Here is a 24,931-nt window from a genome sequence, read left to right as displayed (position 1 = left end):
TCAGCCCCCGCCCTCGCGCCGCAACCCCTGGCGGATCGCCCGCTCCACGGGGGACGGGTTCCCCTCCTCCAGGTGAAGGGGGAACGGTTCTCGCATGAAGAGCGGCGGCTGCGCCATGAAGCGGGGCCTCATGCCGTGGTGTGGCTGCGCGGCATGCACGAGGAACGGGTGACAGAGGTAGACCGTCCCGGCCTCTCCCGTCGCCAGCGCCACGGAGCGCTCCGCCGTGACGTCGAGCTTCCCGGCCATCTCCATGAACGACAGGCCCGCGTCGCCCTCGGGTTCCAGGAGCCGCGCCACATCCAGGTGGGAACCGATCCGGATGCGTGTCGGCGCGTCCTTCTCGCCGACGTCGGAGAACAAGAAGAGCATGAGGAGCGCGCGGCCGCGAGACGCCACGTTCACCCGCCAGGAGAAGAAATTGCCCGCGTCTTCCCCCGGAAAGCTCGCATCGACGTGCCAGCCGGTATCACCGGGATCCACCGGGCTCGGGAATCGCACGGGGAAGCTGCCGAGGCTCGCTCTCGGTAGCCAGCGCCCCGCACCCACGAGCTGCTCGAAGGCCGCGTGCAGCACGGGCGTATTCGCCGCCTTCCGGAACGGCTCGTGCCCGTACTCGCCGAGCCGGACGACCGGCTGCGTCCAGGTCGCCGGCTCGTCGGGATTGCATCCGGTGTCGCGCCACAAGAGGGCGCGGCATTCATCCGCGAGCTCCCGGGGAAAGGCCCGATCCACCCGGACGAAGCCGTCCTGGATGAACTGGTGCACCTGCGCCTCGGTGAGGGCAGGTGCCCGCTCCTGGTGTCCGTGCGTCATGTATCGGGCCCTTTGTAGTCCAGTGGGATACCGGGGTCGAACACGTGAAGCCTCGCGCAGGGGGCGGCCTCTCGTGTTCCTGGACCCCTGAAAAGCCGGAAGGGAGAAGGACTCGGGTGGAGCCCTCCTCCCTTCTCTGGTGACGGACCCTCTCCCTCGGGGAAGGGGTCGGGGCGGGGGCATCTTGCCTGGCCACCCCTCTCGCGATTCCTGGGCTGCTGGCCTGCGCGCCGGGATGCTGCGTCCGGCGGTAAGTGTCCTCAAGCTACGCGGAACCCCCGATGGACGCTGTGAAGCAGGTCACAGGCTTCCTGTGAATCGCTTCACGAACCGCGTCACGTCATTGAAGCGAGCCCTTGGGGTGTCCGGACCTGGCGCCCGCAAGCCCGGGCTCGCACCCGGAGTGCGGCCCGGAGGACGTGCGCATCCCCTCGTCAGACCGCTCGCTTCAGATGCGTCCCCCCAGGCTCCTGGAATTTCCAGGAGTCATCGACCCACAAGGAGGGGGAACGGAATGAGATGGAGTTGGAAGCATGGACTTGCCCTGCTCGGCGCCGTACTGGCGACGGCATGTGGCGGGAGCGAGAGCACCACCGGGGGACACGAGAACCCCGGCGTGGACGAGGCCCCGGGCACCACCACCGCGGCGCTGATCGCCACGGCCACCTACGACACGGCCTTGAAGGTACCCCGGTGCGGCTCCGTCGCGTCGGGCTGTGACACGGGCACGCTGGTCAACGGCCGCGCCTCGCTCGGCCCCGAGTCGAACGCCCCCAACACCCTGGGAGGCACCTGCGCGGATGGCACCTACGGCACCTACCATGGCGACGAGTCGGTGGATCGGGTGAGGGTGTACATCGCGGATGGCAGCGACCTGGCCCCGGGCAAGGTGGCGACCCTCGAGGTCACCGTCTGGACCTACTCCGCGTCCTCGGACCGGTTGGACCTCTATTACACGGCGAATGCGACCAGCGCGCCCACGTGGTCCTTCCTCACCACGCTGACGCCGGCGGGCTCCGGCGTCCAGACGCTGAGGACCACCTACACCCTTCCCTCCGTCACCGGCGTCCAGGCCGTCCGCGCGGCCTTCCGTTATGGAGGCAGCGCCGCGGCGTGCTCGTCGGGCGCCTACGACGACCGGGACGATCTCGCCTTCCAGGTGGGGGCGAGCACTCCACCGCCACCGTCCGCGCCCCTGCCGCGCATGGCCACGGGGGATGCGCACTCGCTGGCGCTGCGCCCCGACGGCACCGTCTGGGCCTGGGGGGACAACACCTCCGGCCAGCTCGGCGACGGGACGAACCTCCGGCGGCTCAACCCGGTGCAGTTGCAGACGCAGGCCCTCGCCGGGACCAAGGCCGTCGCCGCGGGGGGCACGCACTCGCTGGCGCTGCGCAATGACGGCACGCTCTGGGCCTGGGGCGACAACACCTCCGGCCAGCTCGGCGATGGCACCAGCACCCCGCGCGCCTCCCCGGCCCAGGTGACGGGCCTCTCCAGCATCATCTCCCTCGCGGCGGGCGGAGGACACTCGCTGGCGCTGCGCGCCGACGGCACCGTCTGGGCCTGGGGCGACAACACCTCCGGCCAGCTCGGCGATGGCTCCGGCGTCTCGCGCTTCACGCCCGTGCAGATCACCGGCCTGTCCAACGTCATCGCCCTCGCCGCCGGCCGCGCCTCCTCGCTGGCGCTGCGCAATGACGGCACCGTCTGGGCCTGGGGGGACAACGCCTCCGGCCAGCTCGGTGACAGCTCCACCCTCAACCGGTTCTCCCCGGTGCGCGTCCCGGGGCTCTCCACCGTCAAGGCCATCGCCATGGGCGGAGGGCACTCGCTGGCGCTGCGCCAGGACGGCACCGTCTGGAGCTGGGGCAGCAACAGCTCCGGCCAGCTCGGCGAGCCCGCCTCCATTACCGGCCGGCTCTTCCCGGCCCAGGTGACGGGCCTCTCCAGCGTCATCATCTCGGCCCTCGCGGCCGGCCAGTCCCATTCGCTGGCGATGGTCTCCGATGGGGCAACCTGGGCCTGGGGCGCCAACAACCTCGGGCAGCTCGGCGACGGCTCCTTCACCACCCGGTACTCGCCGACGCGGGTGCTCCCGCTGCCGGCCGTGAAGGCGCTGAGCACGAGCCTGAATCACACCCTGGCGGAGCGCACCGATGGCTCCCTGGTGGGATGGGGAACCAACACCGCCGGGCAGCTCGGCCAGGGCACCTTCTCCCTGAGCTCCGGCACACCGGGGCCGGTGCTCTTCCCCCAGCGCCTCAAGGCCGTGGCGGCCAGCAGCGACCATGTCCTGGCGCTCGACACCGAGGGCTTCATCTGGGGCTGGGGCACCAACGGCCATGGCCAGGCCGGAGGCTTCTCGTACGACCAGCTCTACAAGCAGACCCCGACGCGGGTGTCCTCGCTCTCGGGCCTGACGGCCATTTCCGCCGGTGGCGCGCACTCGCTGGCGCTGCACGGCGACGGCACCGTCTGGAGCTGGGGCAGGAACATCGACGGCCAGCTCGGCCACGGCAACACCTATGACAGCACCGGCCCGACGAAGCTTCCCAGCCTCACGGGCATCACCGCCATCTCCGCCGGGAACTCGCATTCATTGGCGCTGCGCAATGACGGCACCGTCTGGGCCTGGGGGAGCAACACCTACGGCCAGCTCGGTGACGGCACCACGACCCGGCGCCTCTCGCCGGTGCAGGTGGTGGGACTCACGGGCGTGATAGCGATTGACGCCGGGCAGCAGTACTCGCTGGCCGTCCGCAACGACGGCACCGTCTGGGCCTGGGGGCACAACGACTCCGGCCAGCTCGGCGATGGCTCCGGCGTCTCCCCGCGCCTCTCGGCGGTGCAGGTGTCGGGACTGTCGGGCGTGAAGGCCATCTCCGCTGGCATGAACCACACCCTGGCGCTGCACACCGATGGCACCGTGTCGGCCTGGGGCGACAACACCCGCGGCAAGCTGGGAGATGCCACCCCCTACGGCCGGCCCATCCCCGTGAAGGTGGTGGGCCTCACGGGGGCGGTGTCCGTCCAGGCGGGCCTGTACCACTCGCTGGCGGTGCGCAACGACGGCTCCCTCTGGGCCTGGGGGAGCAATGCCCTGGGCCAGCTCGGCCAGGGGACCACCTATGACGTCTACTCCCCCGTCCAGGTGCAGGGCCTCACGGGCGTGAAGTCCATGGCGGCGGCCTACAACGCCACCCTGGCCGTCGACTCGGCCGGCAGGGCGTGGGTGTGGGGCTTCAACAGCTACAGCACCTTCGGTGACGGCTCGGACTTCCGCGCCAGGCCGTTGCGCCTCGAGGCCGCGGGACAGGTGCGGGCCGCTGTCGCCGGCAGCAACCATTCGCTGGCGGTGCGCACCGACGGAACCGTCTGGGCCTGGGGCTCCAACAACACCGGCCAGCTCGGCGACGGCACCACCGTTGCCCGGCGAGGCACTCCGGTCCAGGTATCGGGGCTCACGGGCATGGTGGCCGTCGACGCCAGCCTGCACTCGCTGGCGCTGCACGAGGACGGCACTGTCTGGGCCTGGGGCTACAACCGCTCCGGCCAGCTCGGCGACGGCACCACCACCCAGAGCAACGCTCCGGTCCAGGTGCTGGGGCTCACGGGCGTGGTGGCCATCGCCGTGGGCCATGAGCACTCGGTGGCGCTGCACGAGGACGGCACCGTCTGGGCCTGGGGGGACAACGCCAACGGCCAGCTCGGCGACGGCGATACCGTGGATCGCACCCTGCCGGCGCAGGTCCCCGGCCTCTCGGAGGTGATCGCCATCGCCGCCGCCGGCAACCACACCCTGGCGGTGCGCGCCGATGGCACCCTCTGGGCCTGGGGGAACAACTCCTCCGGCCAGCTCGGCGACGGCACCACCACCCAGCGCCTCACGCCCGCGCAGATCCCCGGCCTCTCGGGCGTGACGTCCGCCGCCGCCGGCGCCACGCTTTCCCTGGCACGGCTCTCCAATGGCACCCTCTGGTCGTGGGGCGACAACCTCTTCGGCCAGCTCGGCGATGGGACCACCAGCCGGCGCCTCACGCCCGTGCAGACCTACAACCTCACGAACGTGGAGACCGTCTCCGCCTACGGCATGCACACCCTGGCCACGCGCGCCGATGGCACCGTGTGGAACTGGGGAGGCAACAGCCTCGGCCAGCTCGGCAATGGCACCAACAGCGCCAACCCGCGCTCCTCGCCCGGACAGGTCCCGGGACTGACGGGCATCCGCACCGTCTCCGCCGGCAGCTCCCACGTCATGGCGCTGGGTCATGACGGCTCGCTGTGGATCTGGGGCAGCAACTCCAGCGAGCAGCTCGGGGACGGAGTGTCGCCCTCGCGCCTGGTGCCGGGGCTCCTCTCTCCGTTCTTCTGAGCCCCGAGGGTCCACGGGCCCGGAGGCGCTCCCCTCCCCCGGGAGCATCTCCGGCCCGCCAGGCCCTGGCCCTCCAGCGTGTCACCGGGCCGGCGTATAAGAGCCGCGCGGCATTGCTCGCCGCGTTCTCCATCGGCTCAGGAGCTCCATGTCCCGCCTGCTCACCGCCCTCACGTGCACCCTGCTGCTGACCCTCGGCTGCGGGGACCCCAACAAGCCGCCCTCCTCCGACTGCCAGCAGCCCGAGGGCCTTCCCCAGCTCGGCGCTCCCGTGGTGCTCTCCAGCGCACTGCCCCGGGTGATGGGCTCGCACCTCACCGCCAGGGACTGTGCGGCGAGCCGCCAGGGGCTCGTCAGCGCCTCGCGGGCCGGCAGCTCCATCAACGGCGAGGCCCTGCGCGGACGGATCGAGGACCTCTACATCCCCGTCGCCCCGGTGCTCACCCCGCAGGAGACGCTGGAGCGTCCCGGCCGCATCCTCCGCGTCGACGCCGAGGGTCGCATGACGGACTTCCACGTCTTCTCGGACGAGCCCTCGAACTACTCCACGGGCTTCTTCTCCAGCACGAAGCTGGAGGGCCGTGAGGTGCTGATGCCACGCGGACTGGTGCACGCTCCCCCAAGCGGGAGCGGAGGAGGCGAGCGTGGCGCCCCAGGCAGCGGCCAGCAAGGAGCCGATGAAGGAGAAGACACCGCGAGTAGACTTTCGCCGAGTTGCTCAGGAGGACGTTCGACTTCGACGTGTTCGCCTGCGTGAGGTGTGGAGGCAGGCTTAAGAGTGCTGGCGTACGTGAACGAGGCGGGAGGGGTGCGAGCGATTCTGGAGCACCTGGGCCTGCCCACGGCAGGTGCGAGGCTGGCCCCGGCGCGCGGGCCCCTCCACGCCTCGTGGTGTTGAAGCTCAAGCCGCCAGCGCCAATAGAGCCAGGCCCCTGCCGCGCTCCTCATGGGAGGTCGGCCAGGGCCGGCGTGTACCCCAAGGGGCGGCGCGGCTTCTCCACCTGCCTGGCTCTCTGCTCGGGAGGGCCCCCTTCAGCCGCCCTCCTCGTCACCTCCGCTCCTGGCCGCCACCTCTCTACAGGGCTCCTATCCGTCCTTCTGTGAAGCGGCCCCCCGAATCAGGCACTTCGCCCTGTTTCACTTTCAACAACAGCCATCCCTACCCAAATACTTTCCTTCAGCCCCTCGTCGCCGCTGCCGCGCCCGCCTCGCCCTTGGCCCCACGCGTGGGGGCGGGCGCGGGTGCGGCGACGGCCTCGAAGGACTGTGCGCCTCCTGTACGCCTTCTGGCTTGCTGCTCTCTCTCCTCGAGGTCCCTTCATCCTTCTGTTCGCGCTCAACCAGGGGCGGGCTGTGCCGCCGGCGCATGGGGAGATTCGACAGCGGGGGCGCCTTCTATACTTCGGCCCTGTGCTGCTTTGGCCAAGGCGGAATACGCGCTCACCCGCCCGTCGAAACCTGTTGGAGAAGCCGCTCACCTTCAGGCGGCAGGCCGTTGCTCCCTCAGCTCAGGCTGCCTCCATCTCCTCCTCCTGTGCTTGGGGTGGCCGGTATTTCGTCCCATCGCGCATCATGGCGAAGAGGATTCCGTCCAGCCTGCGTGCCAGTGCTACCACCGCAATGTTCTTGCCTCGCCGGGCGGCATTCTTCTCGGCCCACTCTCGCAGGTGTTCCGTTTCTGGCCTCTTCACCCGTAGCAGGGAGAGGGCCGCTTGTATCAGCAGCCAGCGCACCCGGCTGTTTCCTGTCTTCGTTATCGGGCCTCGGTGTTGCTTCTCTCCCGAGCTCTTCTCGCCCGGCACCAACCCCAGGTACGCCTCCACCTGGTGCGGCCCGCTGAAACGCTCGGGCTCATCCACCGCGGACACGAAGGCACACGCCGTCACTGGCCCCACCTGGGGCACCGTGCACAGGCGCGCCACCTGCTCGTCCTTGTGGGCCACTCGCTCAAGCACCCCATTCATGAAGACAATCTGCTCGTTGAGGTGCTGCATGAGATTGAGCAGCGGCGCCACCTGCGCCATGAGCCTGCCCGGCAGAGGCAGGGCCGCCACCCGCTTGACGAAGGACTCCGCCTCCCCATCCGCCACCCTTCGTACCGCACCAGGGCGCTCACCAGGGAAATGTAGCGGGTACGCGTGCGCACCAGCGCCTCACGCACCGCCAGCTGCGCCTTCAGGTGCCTCCTGCCGTCCGAAATGCGGTGCGCCGGCCGGTATGCCCCCAACCTGCACGCCTCCGCCAGGCTGCGCGCATCCCTCTTGTCTGTCTTCACCCGACGGCTGCGCGTGGCGTACATGGGTGCGAAATTCGGGTCTGCCACCACCACCTCGTGACCCCTCTCCTCCAAGTACCGCGCCACCCATTCGCTCTCGGTGGAGGCCTCCAATAGCACCCGGGCCTTCGGGCGCTTGCTCAGTAGCGCCCCCAACCGCTCCCGTTACGTCCTCACCCGCTGCTCCAGCACCACCTCTCCACTCTCGCCCAGAATGCACACCTGGCTGTCCCGCTTGTGCACGTCGATGCCAATGTACTCCATCGCCCATTCCCCCCACTTCGGCGGTCACCTCTGCTCCGCCGCAATGGAGGGCTCGGTGCGCCTCCTCGCCCCCTTGGCCGCCCGGCCGCTTCATCTCCTCTATACGCGGGACTCCAGGCGTCTACGGCCGAGGGGGAGCGAGAGCCGTCTGCCGTACTTCAAGCCCTGGGATGCTGTCTTCACCATCCTTCTCCTGGGGGTGCACGGCGCCGCCTGGTACGCCGTGAGCGTGCTCGACGTGCTGGTTCTACCTCTACGCTTGGACAGAGATGTTCAAGCCGTTTTATAAGGAAAACCTGTTTATTTTCGAGTGAGAGTGATATGTTACCCAGGTGAACCATCCCTCCCCCCTACGCAGGAGCTGCGCGTGAAGAATCGTCTGATCGTATTGCTCGCTGGGCTGTCTCTCGGAGTGTTCGCGGGTTGCGGTGCGGTGTCGCAGGAAGAAATGGAGCTGGAGACGGACACCGCGGGCCTGGCCTCGGTGTGCGGCGACGGCTACTGCAGCACCTCCAGCGAGAACAGCGTGAATTGCCCGGTGGACTGTGGCAGCGGTGCGACCACGGTGCTCGGCCGCTTCTCGCGCTGGTGCGGCAAGGTGAACAGCCACACGGCCCCGAGCGGGGCCTGGACGCCGGACTCGGACTGTACGTCCGGCTGCAACATCGGTGGCCTCGCGTACTGTCAGAAGTTCTGGCCTGGCTCGGTGGCCATCCGCCAGGTGCCTGTCTCCTCGAAGCCCGCCAGCGCGTGGGCCAACGCCGGCTGCTACCCGGCCAACGACGAGTATGACGGCAGCGACGAGTTCGAGTGCCTGGGCGCGCCCCGGGTGGTCGGCCGCTTCTCGCGCTGGTGCGGCAAGGTGAACAGCCACCAGTCGACGGGTGGGGCCTGGACGCCTGACTCGGACTGTACGTCCGGCTGCAACATCGGCGGCCTCTCGTACTGCAAGAAGTTCTGGCCCAACACGACCAGCATCCGCCAGGTGCCCGTCTCCTCGAAGCCCGCCAGCGCGTGGGCCAACGCCGGCTGCTACCCGGCCAACGACGAGTATGACGGCAGCGACGAGTTCGAGTGCGTGGTCGACTGACCTCGAAGCTCCGCTGAAGTGAAAGAAGGGAGAGGGCACCCGCCGGGCCCCCACTCCCTTCTGTGTTTCCTGGATGCTCGTGCCGTGGAGGGACTGCAGAGCACCTCCCAGTCCGCCGCGAACCTGGCGCCGCCTCCTCCCGCGCCGCGATATCTGGAGCGGCTGGTGCTCAAGGAGGTCGGCCGGGTCACCTTCCTCTCCGTGAGCGAGGTGGACTGGCTGGAAGCCGAGGACTACTACGTCCAGGCCCCGCGAGAGGCCAGATGCACCTGCTCCGTCAGCCCCTGCGCGAGTTGGATCGACCACTCCAAGGACCGGGTGCGCATGGCGCAGTACATCTCCATGCTGTCGCGGCAGGTATCGATCTCACCCAGGAGGCTCAGGCCCGGCGGCTCTTCGAGGAGTGTCCGCCCGCGCACATGTCGTCGTCGCAACGGTGGAGCCCTACCATCCGCCAGGTACGCACGGCTCGAGTCCCAAGGCTCGCTCCTCTTCAGGGCGCGCGCAACGCGGCCCCCGAATCCGAGCGCAACCTGGAGTGCATACGCATCTCCTCCTGCGAGGAGATCAAGGGCGGCAAGGCGTATAAGCGCAGGGGCCACCCCAGCTGGCGTGCTGTTGAGCTTGACTCTGCCTCGCCCCACAATCCCCTGCCTCTCTCCTCATGCCAGGGCACCTGTGTGCCTCACGGGGGTGCTCTGGCTTTGACCCCTACACCGACGCAGCCCTCGGCCTTGCTGATCCCTGCCTCCGCATCCCTGCTCCACCCCTTCTCCCCGCAGGAGGGCTCCTGTTTCACCTATACTTCGTCTGCAAATAAACAACCCAAGGAGGTAACAATCATGTTGAAATCGGAGGCGCTTTCATTCCTGCGGGCAGTCGTCGTTGCCGCCGTGGCGGCATTCCACATTGCCTCGCTCGTGCAGCCGGCACCTGCAGCAGCTGCAACCGACTACTATGTCAACGTCAACACCGGATCCGACAGCAACTCGGGCGATTCTCCCAGCGCGGCGTGGAAAACCATTCGCAAAGCGGGCAGCACGGTGACTGCGGGAGCCATCGTGCATGTGGCTCCTGGAGTTTATAGCGAAGACAACATTACGCTAATGAACAGCGGAACGGCCGCCAATCCGATCAAGTACGTTTCGGACACGAAATGGGGGGCGAAGATCAAAAACTCTTACGCCGGCACAAAGAACTCGACCAACTGGTTTGTTTTGAAAAATAACGGCGATTACGTGACGATCGACGGCTTTGATATCGAAGGTTCTGCCGGTTTATGCCTCGGCATCTTCAATGACGGCGGCAATACAACCATTAAAAACAATCATGTCCATGACATTCCGGCCAACACATGCGGCAGCAACGGGGGAGCAGGCATCGTTAACGCCAATTACGCCAAGAGCAATGGCGATATTATTGGCAACTACGTGCATGACATCGGTCCTTGGCCTTCCGTAGTCTCCACCGTCCAGGGGATTTATCACTCCATCGACGGCGGACATGTGATGAACAATATCGCGTTCCGGGTTTCCGGATACGGTATCCACCTGTGGCACGCCGCTACGGACGTCACCATTTCCAACAACACCGTCTTCAATAATGCCAAAGGCGGCATTCTGTTCGGAGCCGGGGATTCTCCCGGAGGCGTCATTGCCGATAACATGGTGGTCACCAACAACATAGCCGTCAATAACGGCGACTACGGAATTCGAGAATACGGCTACGCCGTCCCCGACCAAATCGGAACGAACAATAAAATCCACAACAACCTCGTCTACAACAACAACACCAACATCAGCACGATAAAGGCGCAAGCCCTGGGTAACGTACAAGGAAATATAACGGCCAATCCGCAGTTCGTCAGTTACACGGGCGACGAAACGGGCAGCTATCATTTGCAGTCGACAAGCCCAGCCATCAACAGCGGCACCAGCCTGGGTGCGCCCAATTACGATTATGGCAACACGAATTCGCGCCCCATCGGCTCCAACTATGACATCGGAGCGTACGAATATACGGGCAGCACGACTGGCGCCAATGTAGCGGCAGGCAAGACGTTTACGGGCAGCACACTGACCAACGCAGCCGCCATAACGGATGGGGTGACCAACAACTCCACGATGTCCGGGTACGGGACGGTCATCAACGGACCCCAATCGATCCAAGTCGATCTTGGCGCAAGCTATAGTTTGACGAGCATCAAGCTCTGGCATTACTACCCCGACGGCAGAATCTACTACGATATCGTCGTACAACTGTCGAACGATCCTACTTTTGCTTCCGGCGTCACCACCGTATTCAATAACGACGCCGACAATAGCGCAGGCCAGGGCGTCGGGACGGATGCCGAGTATGTCGAAACAAGCGCCGGGAAAGAGATTGCCTTCAGCCCGGTCCGCGCAAGGTATGTCAGGCTCTGGACCAATGGGAGCACGGCGAACACGTATGGGCACTATATGGAAGTACAGATATTCCAGACTCCGCCTGCGACGAAGACGCTCACGTTCTGGGAAAGGGATTCGAATCTCTATTCCACGACCGGCTATTGGTACAAACAGGCGCTGATTGACGGAACGATCGTATGGGAAGAGGATTTGGCGGACGCCAGCAAGACTGCCAACACCTGGTACCAGCACACCATTGACGTCACAAGTATTCTGAGCGGGAAGACGACCTTTACGCTGGAGTTCAGGTTGATGTCCAAACAGATCGTCTATAATTACAGCGCAACGGCATTCTGGGACGATATTGCGATCAACAGCGTGCCGATTACGAACCAGGGCTTTGAAGCCGGCAGTACGGGGTGGACCTACTCGGAAGTGGGGCCCTTTACGGAGGGAACGTCCACGACCGCCCATGGGGGCAGCAGCTCGTTCAGCATGTCGTATCCGTCCAGCACCCAATCGCAAAACACGTACTACGCCAAGATCAGCCAGACGCTGACAAATCAACCGGCGGCTCCATAAATGATAGCAAAGGCACGAGCAGACGGCGGTTCATCTGCTCGTGCCTTTGTCTAAGTGAGCATGTGAACAAATCCGAAATAGGCTATATACGCTCCCCCAAGCGGGCGAGGAGGAGGCGAGCGTGGCGCCTGAAGAGGTGGCGAGTCAGGAAGCTTTGGTCCCCCAAGGCGAGCCGCGCATCCTCGTTGGGAGTAGGCTCGGCTCAGAGCGGCGGGTAACTTCTAGTGGAGGCGGCGGGAATCGAAGCCGCCACCGTGAAGGGCCGGCTCAGAACTCACTCGCCGAGCAGCACGTCCCGCAGGAGCGCGAACGTCGCCGCCGGATCCTGCAGTTGCATGTCGTGGCGCAGGTGGGGCAGCCTGCGCACATCCCACCCGAACCCCGTCAGTGCCGTGGCAAGCGCCTCTGGCAACACGGCCTTGCTGTCCGCGGAGAGCACGACGGTGGAGGGCACGAGGGGCCTGGCGGCGACCACCGGATGGAAGGCGATGTCCCGGAAGACGCTCGTCGCCATCCGCTTGTCGAAGCGCGCTGTCGCGTCCGCGATGAGGCGCTGCGTACGCTCCGGGTAGCCCTTGCGCGCCGCCGCGTTCGAGCGCGCGGTGATGAGGGCGGCGACACCGAGTGTCAGGGCCGGAGCAGCCCAGAACAGCCGGCCCCGGAGCCCGGAAGTCGGCAGGCCCAGCTGGAAGCCTGGATCCAGGTACACCGCGTGGCCGGGCCGCAACCGCTCCACCGCGGCCGCGAGCACCGCGCCTCCGAGCGAGTGTCCCACGACGACGTCGAGGTCAGGCGGGAGGGTCTCGACGAGATCGTCGGCGAACTCGGCGAGCCCCCACGAGTCCGGCCGCGGACTGCGGCCATGGCCCCGCAGGTCGGGAGCGAAAACCGTCACCTCGCCCGCCGCGCGGAGCTGCTCGATGAAGGGCTCCCAGGTGGACGAGTCGACACCGAGTCCATGTACCAGGCCGATGCGGCGGGGGCCGTTGCCCACGAGCGTTGTCTCGAGTCGCACGGGGCGAGCATACCCACCCGCACCGCTCCGCGGCAAAGACATCCCACGTCGAGGGCCAGTACGCTTGGGTATGCGAGAATGGCGATGCGCAGAGCAGGAGGACTCCATCCGCCACAGCGCCAACAGCCCCAGGCTCACGCCTTGGCGCCATGGCCCGGCAGCCGTGGCGCCGCCCCCCGCTCCCCCCCCACGCTCCCCCAAGCAGGAGCGGAGGAGGCGAGCGTGGCGCCTGAGGCAGCGGCCAGGAAGGAGCCGAAGAAGAAGAGGAGGCCGCGAGTGGACTGGGCGGAGTTGCTGAGGAGAACGTTCGCGTTGGACGTCTTCACCTGTGCCTGGTGTGGAGGCAAGCGCCGGGTGTTGGCATACCTGACGGCACCCAACGCCGTGCGCGCCATTCTGGAGCACCTGTCACTGCCTACGCGGCCTGCTCAGCTGGCTGCAGCGCAGGGGCCACCCCAGCAGGCGTGGTGTTGAGCCTCAAGCAGTCACGCTGCCAAAGACGCCCACGCCCCTGCTGCCTCTCCCTGGGGGGCCACCTGGGCCGGCGTGTGCCCCATGGGGCGCACCGCGTCTCCACCGGCCCGGCGCACAGCCCTCATGACACCCGTCAGCTGCCCTCCTCTCCCCCTCGGCTCCAGCCCTCTCCCTCCACACGGCCCCCATTCCGCCTTCTGTGAAGCGGCCCCCGAATCAGGCACCTCGCCCTGTTTCGCTTTCAACAACAGCCATCCCCACCCATCACGCACCGCCAGCTGCGCCTTCAGGTGCCTCCTGGCGTCCGAAATGCGGTGCGCCGGCCGGTATGCCCCCAACCTGCACGCCTCCGCCAGGCTGCGCGCATCCCTCTTGTCTGTCTTCACCCGACGGCTGCGCGTGGCGTACATGGGCGCGAAGTTGGTGCCTTTCACCACCACCTCGTGGCCCCTCTCCTCCAAGTACCGCGCCACCCATTCGCTCTCGGTGGAGGCCTCCAATAGCACCCGGGCCTTCGGGCGCTTGCTCAGTAGCTCCCCCAACCGCTCCCGTTGCGTCCTCACCCGCTGCTCCAGCACCACCTCGCCACTCTCGCCCAGAATGCACACCTGGCTGTCCCGCTTGTGCACGTCGATGCCAATGTACTCCATCGCCCATTCCCCCCACTTCGGCGGTCACCTCTGCTCCGCCGCAATGGAGGGCTCGGTGCGCCTCCTCGCCCCCTTGGCCGCCCGGCCGCTTCATCTCCTCTATACTTGGGAGGCATCCACCTGGCGGAGAACATGCGCCTGAAGGAGCTGGCCGAGGACGAGGTGTGGCTGGCCTGCACGCTCATCCTCGCCCTCCGGGAGCGCGGAGGCTCGGGCTCGCCGGTGCGGCCCGTGGCCTACGGTGTCCCCGGCAGGTGATGTGAGGGCACCACGCGCTGTTCGAGCACGCCCTGCCCTCCCGCCTCCGTCGCCCGTGCGAAGACGTCCTCTGGGCGATGGGCGGTACGGCCCCGTTCACCACCAGGGCCTGGCGCCGGTTCCATGGGCCGGCGCCAGCCCCCGGGCCCGTCAGAGGGGCGAATAGGTGGAATGGGCGAAGTGGTAGAGCCCCGCGCCCGTGCTCGCGCCACCTGACGACAGGGTGTAGGAGGCCAGGTCGTAATAGTGCTTGAAGTCGTAGAGCTGGTACGTCCTCCTGCCCCAGGCGGGGGGCAGGGTCACCGTGATGTTGAACTGGCCGTTCGCGTCCGAGACACCGCTGACCGTGGTCGTCGCCGTGATGGTCTCCGGCGTATTGACGGTGATGTCGATGGGCGCGTTCGGCAGAGGGAGCCCATACATATCGGTGACGGACCCGATGAAGATGGCGTTGTAGCGCACCCGCCAGGCGCTCCCGTACCCGTAGTTGACGAAGGCACCATCGGTGCTCGAGTCAACCTTGCTCACGACCACCGACGCGGCCGCGACGCCAGCCCGCACCGTATAGTTCGTGCCCGGCTCCACGGTGTCGAGCGACAGCACGCGGACGTACCAGGTGCCCGGGGGCAGCGAGTAGCTGGCGGTGGTGTTCTTGTTCACGACGGCGGCCGGCGCACCGCCCGGGTTGGCTCCGAAGATCTGCAGCTGGTAGTTCCCCGCGGCGGCCGTGTTCAGCGAGAACGTGTACGTGTTCTGCAGCGAGACGTTGAGGACCGCCCAGTCCTCGTCGAACGCATTGTCCAGCGTGCGGGTGGTGGCGTTGAGCCCCGCAGTGACGTCCTTCGCCTGCCAGGGGTTGTCGTCCGGCTCATCCGTGTCCGGCGCGTTGGAGTACAGCACCACCAAGGTGTAGGGATTGACCGGGTCGGCCCCCTGGTAGGCATGCGCCATGAAGAAGAGGTACTCGCCAGCGGTGGCCGTGGCGCTCACCTGCTCGTAGTGCGTCGGGCCATAGAAGGACTGGGACTGCGGCGTCAGCGTGCCGTCCACGGGGTTGTACCGGTAGGCATACAGGTCATAGTCGAGGCTGGCGTCGTTGACGGTGCTCAGGAAGGCCGTCACCTTCCCGCCGTTCGGCACGTGCACGTAGTACCAGTCCTGCTCGTCCTGGACGTCCAGCGTGTCACTCCACTGCGAATTCAGGTTCAGGTACTGCGCCGTGCCGGGTGTGTTGTTGGCGGCCCCCTGGAGCGCCCCGGCGCGCGCCTGCCCTTCCCCCGGCCGCCACTTCTTCAGCTCGAGTGGCTTCGGCGCCTGCTTGATGGGGGCCATGACCGCGCCCGCCGAAGCCTGCTCCTTCGCGCGCTTCAAACCATCATCGATGCTGGCGGACGCCGCGAGCGCCATGCAGGGCGCCACCATCGTTGGCACCCACAGCCGGCGCATGAAACCTTGAAGCGCTCTTCCCATCCCGGACATGCCCTTCATTCCTTTCGCTGGCGACAGTCAAAGACTGCCCGGGGTGCGATGAGTGCACGATTTAGCTGAAAATGAGAACCCCCTGAATGAATTTACATTGCCGCAACAATCGGATTGCAATCAGACACCCTCGCTGCAACGACTGTCTTTGGATGTGAGCGTCTGCAATACCCGCTCACGTGGGGACGGAGTGGGCAGCGTCCTCCCGGGCAGGCCCGGTCGCCCTGGACGGCCCCGGTGGCAGGCGTGGCCCACAGGGACCGGGCGAAAAAGGTAGCGAGGGGGCGGTGGCCTGCCCTACGAACAGGCAGCCCCATGTCTCCTGGTGCTGGAGACGGTAGGCCGTGCACCGACAGCGCCCCCTTGGCATCCCACCTGTATGCCTCAGTTCCACTCCCGCTTCGTCGAATCCACTCCTGGAGACCCTTCCACCGACCGCCGCTCGCGCCAGGTGCACGGCGCGCTCTGGTCGAAAGTGCAGCCGACGCCCGTGTCCGCGCCGCGGCTGGTCGCCTGGTCGCCCGAGGTCGCGCGGATGCTCGGGCTGGATGAGGCCACCCTGACGTCCCCGGAGGGGGTGCGGGTGCTGGCCGGCAACGCCCTCTGGCCGGGCATGGTTCCGTATGCCGCCGCCTACGGGGGCCACCAGTTCGGCAACTGGGCCGGTCAGCTCGGGGATGGCCGCGCCATCGTCCTCGGCGAGCTGCTGGCGCCGGACGGGCAGCGCTACGAGCTGCAGCTCAAGGGCGCGGGGCCCACGCCCTACTCCCGCCGCGCCGACGGGCGCGCGGTGCTCCGCTCGTCCATCCGCGAGTTCCTGTGCAGCGAGGCCATGCACCACCTCGGCGTGCCGACGACGCGCGCGCTGTCGCTGGTGGCCACGGGCGACAAGGTCATCCGCGACATGTTCTAAGACGGCAACCCCGAGGCCGAGCCCGGCGCCATCGTCTGCCGCGTGTCCCCCACCTTCCTGCGCTTCGGCAACTTCGAGCTGCTCACGAGCCGCGGGGAGGTGGCGCTGCTGAAGCAGCTCGCGGACTACACGCTGCGGCACTTCTTCCCGGAGCTCGGCGCGCCGTCGAAGGAGGCGTACGCGGCCTTCTACCGCGAGGTGGCGCGGCGCACGGCGAAGCTCATCGCGCACTGGCAGGCCGTCGGCTTCGTCCATGGCGTGATGAACACCGACAACATGTCCATCCTCGGCCTCACCATCGACTACGGCCCCTATGGCTGGGTGGATGACTTCAACCCCGGCTGGACGCCCAACACCACCGACGCGGACCGGCGGCGCTACCGCTTCGGCAACCAGCCCCCCATCGGCCTGTGGAACGTGGAGCGCCTGGGCGCCGCGCTGATGCCGCTGCTCGACGAGGAAGAAGCCCTCGTCGAGGCGGGCCTGCTCCCCCAAGCGGGAGCGGAGGAGGCGAGCGTGGCGCCCCAGGCAGCGGCCAGCAAGGAGCCGATGAAGGAGAAGACACCGCGAGTAGACTGGGCCGAGTTGCTCAGGAGGACGTTCGACTTCGACGTGTTCGCCTGCGTGAGGTGTGGAGGCAGGCGGCGAGTGCTGGCGTACGTGAACGAGGCGGGAGGGGTGCGAGCGATTCTGGAGCACCTGGGCCTGCCCACGGCAGGTGCGAGGCTGGCCCCGGCGCGCGGGCCCCTCCACGCCTCGTGGTGTTGAAGCTCAAGCCGCCAGCGCCAATAGAGCCAGGCCCCTGCCGCGCTCCTCATGGGAGGTCGGCCAGGGCCGGCGTGTACCCCAAGGGGCGGCGCGGCTTCTCCACCTGCCTGGCTCACTGCTCGGGCGGGCCCCCTTCAGCCGCCCTCCTCGGCACCTCCGCTCCTGGCCGCCACCTCTCTACAGGGCTCCTATCCGTCCTATACTTCACGGGCTGGTTGTGGCGTGAGTCCGTCGTGCGCACGAAGCGGCGTCTCTTGCGAGCAGCCAGTTCCTGCTCGTTCATGAGCCGGGCCACACGCTTACGACTCACGCGCTGCCCTCGGGCACGCAGCTCCGCGTGGACGCGAGGACTGCCGTACGTGCCGCGGCTGTCGCGATGTATCTGCGTCACCACCTCGGCCAGGGCCCGGTCCGCCTTGTCCCGCTCGGACTCCGGGCGCTCCTTCCAGGCGTAGTAGCCCGAGCGCGACACGCCCAGTTGCTCGCACATGAAGTCCACTGGGAAATGGGCCTTCTCCGCCTCGATGAATTCGAACTTCACGTCGAGCCCTCCTTCGCGAAGAAGGCCGCTGCTTTTTTAGGAAGTCGCGCTCCATCTGCAGCTGGCGGTTCTCCTTGCGCAGCCGGACCAACTCCTCCCGCTCGACCGTGGAGAGCGCACCTGCCGACTCCTTGCCATTGTCACCGTCGGCCTCGCGCACCCAGTTGCGCAGGGCTGACTCGGTCAAGTCCAGGTCCTTGGCCACCTGGGGCAGGCTTTTGCTGCCCTCGCGCACCAGCCGGACCGCGTCGGCCCTGAACTCCGCAGTAAAACTCCACCTCTTCCTTCGCTCCATGAACACTACCTCCCGTGTAGCCGACTTATGAGGTGTGTCCACAAAACCGGGGCAGGCTCACCTGCTCCTCGAAGGTGCCGAGTGGCGCGTCTGACGTCGTGCTGGGTGGGGGCGGCACGGGTGGTTCCTCCTTTCGCATCATCCTTCGCGGAACACTGCGGCGGGATCAAGGCGGCTGGCGCGCCAGGCGGGCAGCAGCGCCGCGGCGACTCCCACGGCCAGCAGCGCCAGGGTGGCACCCACGAGCGACAACGGGTCCACCGCGCTCACCCCGTACAGGAACGCGGAGAGCAACCGCGCCAGGGCGAGCGCCGCGAGGGTGCCGAGCACGCTCCCGAGCAGCACCAGCGCCCCACCGCCTGGGCCACCACGCGCGACGGGTACAAACCGAGAGCGATGCGGCTCTCCAGGTCGTGTCAGGCGGATCAGACGACTCGTAGGGAACGAGGTGTCAGAACGAGTCCTTTGACACCTGTTCCGGCTTTAATCCCTCGGAAAGACTTGGAAACAGGGGGGTTCACCCGTCCAGGCCGTGTCCCGGTCGCCTCCTAGTCCGCGTGTCGGGCTCTTTGGCACCACTCCCGAAACACCACTTCCAGCCAGAGATGCACGCATCCACTGTCGACACGACGAGGTCAGCACTGCTATCCGTTCTGGCTAAGAGGGTGTTGAACTGGGGCGAGCAGGCACGACATGCAGCGCCCTCCCAGCAGGCGAGCAGGACCAACATAGTGGAACAGGAGTTACCACCTCCAGTAGCTTCCAGAGGGGTAGTTCAACACCCTCTAAGAAGCCAGCGGAAGGAGAGAACCCATGGCCGACAAGACACCCAAGGCGCCGCCCGAGGCCCCCCCCGAGGAGCCCAAGGAGGAGTTCTTCGAGAACAACGCCACTGACGTCGAGGTGGAGGACGTCGGGGGGAGGCCGACGGAAGCAAAGCCATGGGATCCCTCCAGGATTCGGATCAGCACAAAGCCCTTCTCCCTCCGTCAGGTTGTGGACATGATCCAAGACGGCGACATCGATCTAGCGCCAGACTTCCAGCGCCTCTTTGTTTGGAAGCCGGTTCAACGGTCGCGGCTGATCGAGTCCGTACTGCTGGGTATCCCCCTACCCGCCTTCTACTTCAACCAAGATGGCGAAGGAGCCATGCAGGTGGTAGATGGAGTGCAGCGCCTCACCACAATCTACAGCTTCGTCACCCAAAAAGAGCCTCTCCTGGATCTTGAGTACCTCAAGAGCCTTGAGGGGCAAACTTTCGACAAGCTCGATGCGGCCCTTCGGCGACGCTTTCAGCAAACGCAAATTTTCGTCAATGTCATCGAGCCGCAGACGCCGGACGACGTCAAGTTCGATGTCTTCCGCCGGATCAATACAGGAGGCAGTCCTCTCACTGCACAGGAGATCCGGCACTGCATGAGCCGGAAGCGCTCTCGAGACCTGCTCAAGAACCTGACGAGCCTGTCCTCTTTCCATCAAGCGACGGACGGAGCTTTCCGCTACGAGCGGCGCATGGCGGACCGGGAAGTGGTCTTGCGGTTCTGCGCCTTCCGAACACTGCCGGACCTGAACAACTACCGCGAGTTCAACAGTTTGGACTCTTTCTTGCTCGACTTCACACGCCGAGTAGACGGGGTCCACCCCTCTCAACAGGGAATCTCCGATTCTGACCTCTTCAAGCTCTCCGCTGACTTTGAACGAGCGATGAGAACTGCAGCGGTAGTGTTCGGCAACGCCGCGTTCCGCAAGTATCGTCTTGGGGCAAGCCGTCGCGGCCCTATTAACAGGGCCTTGTTCGAGAGTTGGGCAACCGCGCTAGCAGATTATGAGCCCGAACAACTCAGGCCGCACAAGGAAACCATCTTCAAGGCCGCGCGCAAGAGGATGGGGGACTACGACTACAATGCCGCGATCAGCCAAGGGACTGGCGATATCTCCAAGGTCAAGCTGCGCTTCCAAGTGGCACGAGACATTCTAAAAGAGGCCGCCGGATGATCACGAAGCTGCAGATCACTGGGTTCAAACGCTTCTCCTCGTGCGCGCTCGATTTCGCAGCCCTCACCGTCCTCACTGGGCTCAATGGAGCAGGGAAGACCACCATTCTCCAGGCCCTGCTCCTGGCAAGGGAGGCCAGTACCACCGGGGCGAGCACAGTACCGCTTAACGGTCCCTTCGGATTGGAACTGGGTAGCGCCGAAGACATTCTCAACCTCAACACGGCTGTCGACACCTCTGAAATCGAGCTTCTTGCGAGTTTGGATGATGGGACAGATGTCCGATTCCTCTTGGACGCTCGTGACGAAACGCTCCTGCACCTGCCTATCAAATCAAGGCCAGAGCGAATTCCTCAGGCACTCGGAGGCTCGAACCGGGCGTTCACCTACCTGTCCGCCGAGCGGCTTGGTCCTCGGGATGTCCTGGGCGCCAGCGCCCGGCCAGCCGAGGACCTTGGTGTCGGCGTCCAGGGGGAGTTCTGCGCCCAAGTGTTGGCTCTCCATGGACTGAAGGAGAAGGTCTCAAAAGGTCGGTTGCACCCCCACCGCCACGAGGAGGCCGATACCTTCCTCAAATACCAAGTAGAGGCTTGGCTGTCTGACATCGCTCGCCCTACTGAAATCAATACGGATTGGTTCCCCAACACCTCAGTCACCGCGCTGCGCTTTCGGGTTCCAGGCGGCGAGTGGGTGCGTGCGCCCAACATGGGCTTCGGCGTGAGTTACAGCCTCCCCATCGTTCTGGCAGGCCTATTCACGCCCGTGGACGGACTTCTAATTGTCGAGAACCCCGAAGCCCACCTGCACCCAGCGGGACAGTCTCGCATGGGTACATTTCTGGCAACTCTGGCCGGAGCGGGGGTTCAAGTCCTAGTGGAAACCCATAGTGACCACGTGCTCAATGGTATCCGCCGCGCTATCGGCGAGCATCTTGTTCTTGGTGCCGAACAAGCACTCGTCCATTTCTTCGACGTGGGGAGCGATGGACAGCCACAGACAACGCCCCTCCGATTTACCCAGACCGGCAACCTGAGTAACTGGCCGCGCAGGTTCTTCGACCAGTACCAGATCGACGTCGCCGCACTGTCTCGAGTGCGGCGAGGACCTCCGAGGTAATCCAATGCGCTTCGTCTTGGAGGAGACAAGTTGGACCTGGGATGGAAGTGACCGAGATGCCTACATCGAGCGTATCGAACAATTCCTAGACCGGTTGGACGTAGCTCGTGAGCGAGATGAACCCTATGCAGCGAGTAGCGAACTGCTCCGGCAGCAGGTTCTTGGCACGAACGAGTTGTCCGAGTTGCTCTGGAATCAGGATCTGCCCTTGAATCTACCACCAGAGGTAAGCCAGCGAATCGCCGCACTGTTCAACTCGCTCCCCTACTGGGACGAAGAGATGGATTGGCCCGCTATCGAGGTCAGCATCACTAACCACGTGGCTATGTCACCATCCACCGCACTCGCTCACAAGCGAGTGACTGAGGGCTCAGCCACCGCATGCATTCCCTTGCCGGGTACGTTCCGTGGCCGATGTGAAGTCGTTGTGGATGGGCGCAGCGCACAGGTCCACTTCGTGGTGGACGAGGCATCCCACCGCGAATTCTTCCGTGATGCCTTCGATGTCGAGCGACCGAATGAGGCGGGACTGGAAGCACTCGCTTCGCATGCGTACCCCGACTTATTCTTCTTGGATGGGGTCTGGGGTGAACTCCGCCATTTTGAAGGCGGGTATGCGCGCGTTCGGGACTCGCTTCACCGTCTCCTTGCAGTACTCGATGACTACGGCGCCTGGGTGTTTACCGATGAAACTGGGCGGCTCTCACCCCATGAACCCATGCTTGATAACGAGCCCTCAAAGCCTGTCACAGATCAACTCATCCAGCAACGACTCATCGGATGGGGATTTGACGTTGCGCCTGAAAAACCCAACGTACGGGACGATGGGGTCTGCCGGCGAGCCCGGGAGCGGGTGCTCGAAAGTCGGACGCTCTACTGTGAGTGGCACTACAAATTCGGATACGTAAACCGAGTTCACATTCACCCGCCCGTCACTGAATCGAAAGACAAATTAATCGTGGCCATCTTCCGCGATCACCTGCCTCTTCCTGGACGCTACTGATCGTCACGTCCCCCCAGCATCTCCAACTGTTCGGGCAATCTCAGTGCCGAGCGCCCACTCCCCCTTCAAGGGATTGCGATCCCCAGATGAAGCAGAAGCGACCGCATCCGCGCCGTCGTTCACACACGTGGGCGCCTTCTGACTGGAGGATGTTTTCTGATAATGGAACGAAAGGGCTATCTGCTGGCGCATCCGAGGACTGCCCCTATGCGCTGCGTTCGTGCAAGGGACGAGGGGTGTGCCCGTCCTGCAATGCGAAGCGGGCGCAGGTGACGGCGGCGCACCTGGTGGAGCGGGTGCTGCCGCACGTGCCTTATCGACAGTGGACGCTGTCCTTTCCGCACCGGGTGCGGTGGGTACTCCTCAAGGACGCGGGACTGCTCTCGGACGTCCTCACAGTCTTCCTGCGCGCGGTGTTCGCCCTACAGCGTCGGCGAGCGCGGAGGCAGGGTATCCGTCGTGGGCAGGCCGGGGCCGTGTCGTTCATCCAGTTCTTCGGCTCCGCCTTGCAGGTCACGCCGCACTTCCACTCGCTGGTGCCGGACGGCGTCTTCGTGCCGCGGGAGGGCGGCGTGCGCTTCGAGGCGTTGCCGCCACCCACGCAAGGTGAGGTGGAGCAGTTGCTGAGGGTGGTGCGTCATCGGGTGCTGCGCCTGCTGGAGAAAAGAGGAGCCCTGCCCGCGCAAGGGCCCGAGGACGCGCTGCAGGCGTACCAGGCGCACTCCCAACAGCAACGGCTGCGCTGGACGGAGGTGGACGTCCGGCCCCCTCCCCGAAAGCAGCCCCGGTGCGCCTTGCTGGAAGGCTTCTCCCTGCATGCCAATACGCACCTCCATGCCAACGACAGGCAGGGGCTGGAGCGGCTGTGCCGCTATGGGGCGCGTGGCGCGCTGGCGCTGGAGCGCCTGTCGCGAATGGAGGATGGCCGCATCGCCTACCGCATGAAGCGCCCGCTGCCGGACGGCACCACGCACCTGCTCTTCACCGGGCTGGAACTGTTACGGCGTGTAGCGTCCCTGGTACCTCCGCCTCGGGCAAACCTCACGAGGTTGTAGGGTAGCCCCGGCCAGTTTCCCAGCCGGGGCCCCCGCCAGATCCGGACGAGGAGATTTCCACCATCCGGCTCTTCCGTTGGAAGTGGCTTATGGAGTGACACCCCAGGTGCGCACCCGGATGACGGGGCGCGGGAGCGGAAAATCCTTCAGCAGGTCCGCAAACCGCTTCCAGTTGAGCCGCGAGCGCTGACTTCGGCGGTTCAGCCATTTGTGCCACGCCCGCTCCGTCCTTTTGACGAGCAGTTGCAAGGCCCTCATATTGCCGTTCACGCCAAAGTAATTGAAATGCCCCTGGATGCGTCGACAGAGCCCAGCGTGTTGCTCTGCAATCGACTCATGTCGGTGGCGCCAACAGAAGTCGTAGGCGGCTTGTACTGCCCGCCGCAGCCTCGCCGTGCGTGTCTTCAGGGTCAGCCTCCAGCTTCCCCTCCTTCCTCGGCTCCAGTACAGCGTGAAGCCGAGAAAGTCGAAGGTCGCTGGACCCTTGCCCTCCTGTTGCCCCAATTTCGGGCGTCCAAAGGGCAGCAAGCGGGTCATCTCCGGGTGCAGCGTGAGGCCGTACTTCTTCATCCGTCGCCCGAGCACCCCCATCACGCGCCTTGCATCGTCCTGTCGCTCGAAACCCATGACGAAATCGTCGGCATAGCGGACCAGGTGCGCTTTGCCCCTGAGCCTCGGCCGGACCTCTTCCTCGAACCACAGGTCGAGCACGTGGTGCAGATAGATGTTTCCGAGCAGCGGTGAGAGAATCGAGCCCTGTGCTGTCCCGTCCTCCGGCTCGGAATATTCCTCGCCGTCCAGAACCCCCACGTGCAGACACTTTCCGACCAGCCTCAACAGCGACCGGTCAGCCACCCGTCTCCGGAGCATCTCAATCAGCATGGTGCGAGCCACGCTATCGAAGTAGGACTGGATGTCCGCCTCCAGAACCCAATTCACCTCCCCTTTTGTCACGACCGGGTCAATGGCCCTCAGCGCATCATGGGCGCTTCGTCCGGGCCGGAAACCATACGAGCAGTCCAGGAAGTCCTCCTCGTATATTGCCTCCAGCACCTCGCGCAGCGCGTGCTGCACAATCTTGTCCTCGACGGACGAGATTCCAATCGGTCGAGTCTTGCCCTTGTCCTTCGGTATGTGCACCCGACGGATGGGCTGATGTCGATACCTGCCCGTCTTCATCCGCTGATGCAGCGCCTGGATGTTGGCTTGCAGATTCGACCCATACTGCTCCACCGTGATGCCCTCCACGCCCACCGCCGCGTTCTTCCTGAGCCGGTGGAACGCTCGCGTCAGCGCCCCCGCATCCAGCAGGTGCGCCAGCGAAGTGAACTGTGCCTTCGGGTCTTGCTTTGCTCTCTCCACTACCTTCAAAAGTCCCGGTGACATGTTTCCCGCTCTCCGTGTAGCGGCCATGTTTCCCTCCTGAAGCTCACTCCCAACACGAGCCGCCTTCGCTCCGCCGGGTCCAGTTGCCACCTGTTCCCCGACTTCCTCGCTACTTCGCGGCTCTCCGACTCCCTCATCCCTGTTACCGAGCACGCTGGATGAGGGAGAAGTGGGCCCGGATGAGCACGCAGAATG

18 protein-coding genes and 3 pseudogenes are annotated in these 24,931 nt (G+C 65.6%); 11 read left to right on the top strand and 10 right to left on the bottom strand.

What is annotated here, in order from left to right; translation table 11 throughout:
- Positions 1-816 carry a phytanoyl-CoA dioxygenase family protein gene (locus JQX13_RS17980; protein ID WP_203410210.1) on the bottom strand — a complete coding sequence of 272 codons (816 nt, stop codon included), beginning with the start codon at positions 814-816 and terminating at the stop codon, positions 1-3.
- A 514-nt stretch (positions 817-1,330) separates the two neighbouring features.
- On the opposite strand from JQX13_RS17980, the gene JQX13_RS17975 reads away from it, so the two are divergent.
- Positions 1,331-5,191 carry an RCC1 repeat-containing protein gene (locus tag JQX13_RS17975; RefSeq protein WP_239014829.1) on the top strand — a complete coding sequence of 1,287 codons (3,861 nt, stop codon included), beginning with the start codon at positions 1,331-1,333 and terminating at the stop codon, positions 5,189-5,191.
- A gap of 148 nt (positions 5,192-5,339) precedes the next feature.
- A complete protein-coding gene (locus tag JQX13_RS17970) occupies positions 5,340-5,948 on the top strand; it encodes a hypothetical protein (RefSeq protein ID WP_203410209.1) in 609 nt (202 codons plus the stop codon).
- 751 nt (positions 5,949-6,699) lie between these two features.
- Here the strand turns inward: JQX13_RS17970 and JQX13_RS17965 are convergent.
- Together JQX13_RS17965 and JQX13_RS56325 are read right to left on the bottom strand one after the other, a co-directional pair.
- Entirely contained in the window at positions 6,700-7,281 is a 582-nt protein-coding gene (locus JQX13_RS17965) for a transposase (RefSeq protein ID WP_239014827.1), read from the bottom strand.
- 77 nt (positions 7,282-7,358) lie between these two features.
- Positions 7,359-7,586, bottom strand: a pseudogene (locus tag JQX13_RS56325) (IS110 family transposase); the annotation flags it as partial.
- A 511-nt stretch (positions 7,587-8,097) separates the two neighbouring features.
- On the opposite strand from JQX13_RS56325, the gene JQX13_RS17955 reads away from it, so the two are divergent.
- On the top strand, positions 8,098-8,820 hold the full coding sequence (locus JQX13_RS17955) for a hypothetical protein (protein ID WP_203410206.1): 723 nt from the start codon (positions 8,098-8,100) through the stop codon (positions 8,818-8,820).
- A gap of 236 nt (positions 8,821-9,056) precedes the next feature.
- Here the strand turns inward: JQX13_RS17955 and JQX13_RS17950 are convergent, their stop codons facing one another.
- A complete protein-coding gene (locus JQX13_RS17950) occupies positions 9,057-9,254 on the bottom strand; it encodes a hypothetical protein (protein ID WP_203410205.1) in 198 nt (65 codons plus the stop codon).
- 408 nt (positions 9,255-9,662) lie between these two features.
- Here JQX13_RS17950 and JQX13_RS17945 point away from each other — a divergent pair, with 408 nt between their 5' ends.
- A complete protein-coding gene (locus JQX13_RS17945) occupies positions 9,663-11,789 on the top strand; it encodes a choice-of-anchor Q domain-containing protein (RefSeq protein ID WP_203410204.1) in 2,127 nt (708 codons plus the stop codon).
- Between the two features lie 274 nt (positions 11,790-12,063).
- Here the strand turns inward: JQX13_RS17945 and JQX13_RS17940 are convergent, their stop codons facing one another.
- Positions 12,064-12,804 carry an alpha/beta fold hydrolase gene (locus tag JQX13_RS17940; RefSeq protein ID WP_239014825.1) on the bottom strand — a complete coding sequence of 247 codons (741 nt, stop codon included), beginning with the start codon at positions 12,802-12,804 and terminating at the stop codon, positions 12,064-12,066.
- Between the two features lie 222 nt (positions 12,805-13,026).
- Here JQX13_RS17940 and JQX13_RS17935 point away from each other — a divergent pair, with 222 nt between their 5' ends.
- Positions 13,027-13,278 (top strand): ATP-dependent helicase HrpA, encoded by a 252-nt coding sequence (locus JQX13_RS17935; protein ID WP_203410203.1) that lies wholly within the window; start codon positions 13,027-13,029, stop codon positions 13,276-13,278.
- An 11-nt stretch (positions 13,279-13,289) separates the two neighbouring features.
- Here JQX13_RS17935 and JQX13_RS17930 read toward each other — a convergent pair whose 3' ends face one another.
- Positions 13,290-13,928 carry an IS110 family transposase gene (locus tag JQX13_RS17930; protein ID WP_203410202.1) on the bottom strand — a complete coding sequence of 213 codons (639 nt, stop codon included), beginning with the start codon at positions 13,926-13,928 and terminating at the stop codon, positions 13,290-13,292.
- A 132-nt stretch (positions 13,929-14,060) separates the two neighbouring features.
- Here JQX13_RS17930 and JQX13_RS55410 point away from each other — a divergent pair, with 132 nt between their 5' ends.
- A complete protein-coding gene (locus tag JQX13_RS55410; protein ID WP_275425002.1) occupies positions 14,061-14,186 on the top strand; it encodes a hypothetical protein in 126 nt (41 codons plus the stop codon).
- A 150-nt stretch (positions 14,187-14,336) separates the two neighbouring features.
- Here the strand turns inward: JQX13_RS55410 and JQX13_RS17925 are convergent, their stop codons facing one another.
- Positions 14,337-15,632: a hypothetical protein gene (locus tag JQX13_RS17925; RefSeq protein ID WP_203410201.1), complete on the bottom strand. Its 1,296-nt coding sequence runs from the start codon at positions 15,630-15,632 to the stop codon at positions 14,337-14,339.
- Between the two features lie 412 nt (positions 15,633-16,044).
- Here JQX13_RS17925 and JQX13_RS17920 point away from each other — a divergent pair.
- Positions 16,045-17,055: pseudogene (locus tag JQX13_RS17920) on the top strand (protein adenylyltransferase SelO); the annotation flags it as partial.
- 496 nt (positions 17,056-17,551) lie between these two features.
- On the opposite strand, the pseudogene JQX13_RS17910 reads toward JQX13_RS17920, so the two are convergent.
- A pseudogene (locus JQX13_RS17910) lies at positions 17,552-18,182 on the bottom strand (IS3 family transposase); the annotation flags it as partial.
- Between the two features lie 138 nt (positions 18,183-18,320).
- Positions 18,321-18,527: a hypothetical protein gene (locus JQX13_RS17905; RefSeq protein ID WP_203410200.1), complete on the bottom strand. Its 207-nt coding sequence runs from the start codon at positions 18,525-18,527 to the stop codon at positions 18,321-18,323.
- A 468-nt stretch (positions 18,528-18,995) separates the two neighbouring features.
- Here JQX13_RS17905 and JQX13_RS17900 point away from each other — a divergent pair, with 468 nt between their 5' ends.
- The 4 genes from JQX13_RS17900 (at position 18,996) to JQX13_RS17885 (ending at position 23,350) form a co-directional block, all read left to right on the top strand.
- Positions 18,996-20,177, top strand: a complete 1,182-nt coding sequence (locus JQX13_RS17900) for a DUF262 domain-containing protein (RefSeq protein WP_203410199.1) — start codon at positions 18,996-18,998, stop codon at positions 20,175-20,177.
- Positions 20,174-21,292, top strand: coding sequence for a DUF3696 domain-containing protein (locus JQX13_RS17895; RefSeq protein WP_203410198.1), 1,119 nt, complete (start codon positions 20,174-20,176; stop codon positions 21,290-21,292). The genes JQX13_RS17900 and JQX13_RS17895 overlap by 4 nt, the downstream gene beginning before the upstream one ends.
- A gap of 4 nt (positions 21,293-21,296) precedes the next feature.
- The gene (locus JQX13_RS17890; RefSeq protein WP_203410197.1) at positions 21,297-22,295 is read left to right on the top strand and encodes a hypothetical protein; all 999 of its coding nucleotides are present in this window, start codon (positions 21,297-21,299) and stop codon (positions 22,293-22,295) included.
- Positions 22,296-22,531: 236 nt separating this feature from the next.
- Positions 22,532-23,350 carry a transposase gene (locus tag JQX13_RS17885; protein WP_203412070.1) on the top strand — a complete coding sequence of 273 codons (819 nt, stop codon included), beginning with the start codon at positions 22,532-22,534 and terminating at the stop codon, positions 23,348-23,350.
- Between the two features lie 87 nt (positions 23,351-23,437).
- On the opposite strand, the gene ltrA is transcribed toward JQX13_RS17885, so the two are convergent.
- Entirely contained in the window at positions 23,438-24,736 is a 1,299-nt protein-coding gene (ltrA, locus tag JQX13_RS17880; RefSeq protein WP_239014823.1) for a group II intron reverse transcriptase/maturase, read from the bottom strand.
- Positions 24,737-24,931: the final 195 nt, after the last annotated feature.

This window comes from Archangium violaceum (assembly GCF_016859125.1).
Taxonomy (GTDB): Bacteria; Myxococcota; Myxococcia; order Myxococcales; family Myxococcaceae; genus Archangium; species Archangium violaceum_A.
The sequence above is the reverse complement of the archived record's forward strand: the minus strand, read 5'-3'. Positions and strand labels throughout refer to the sequence as shown.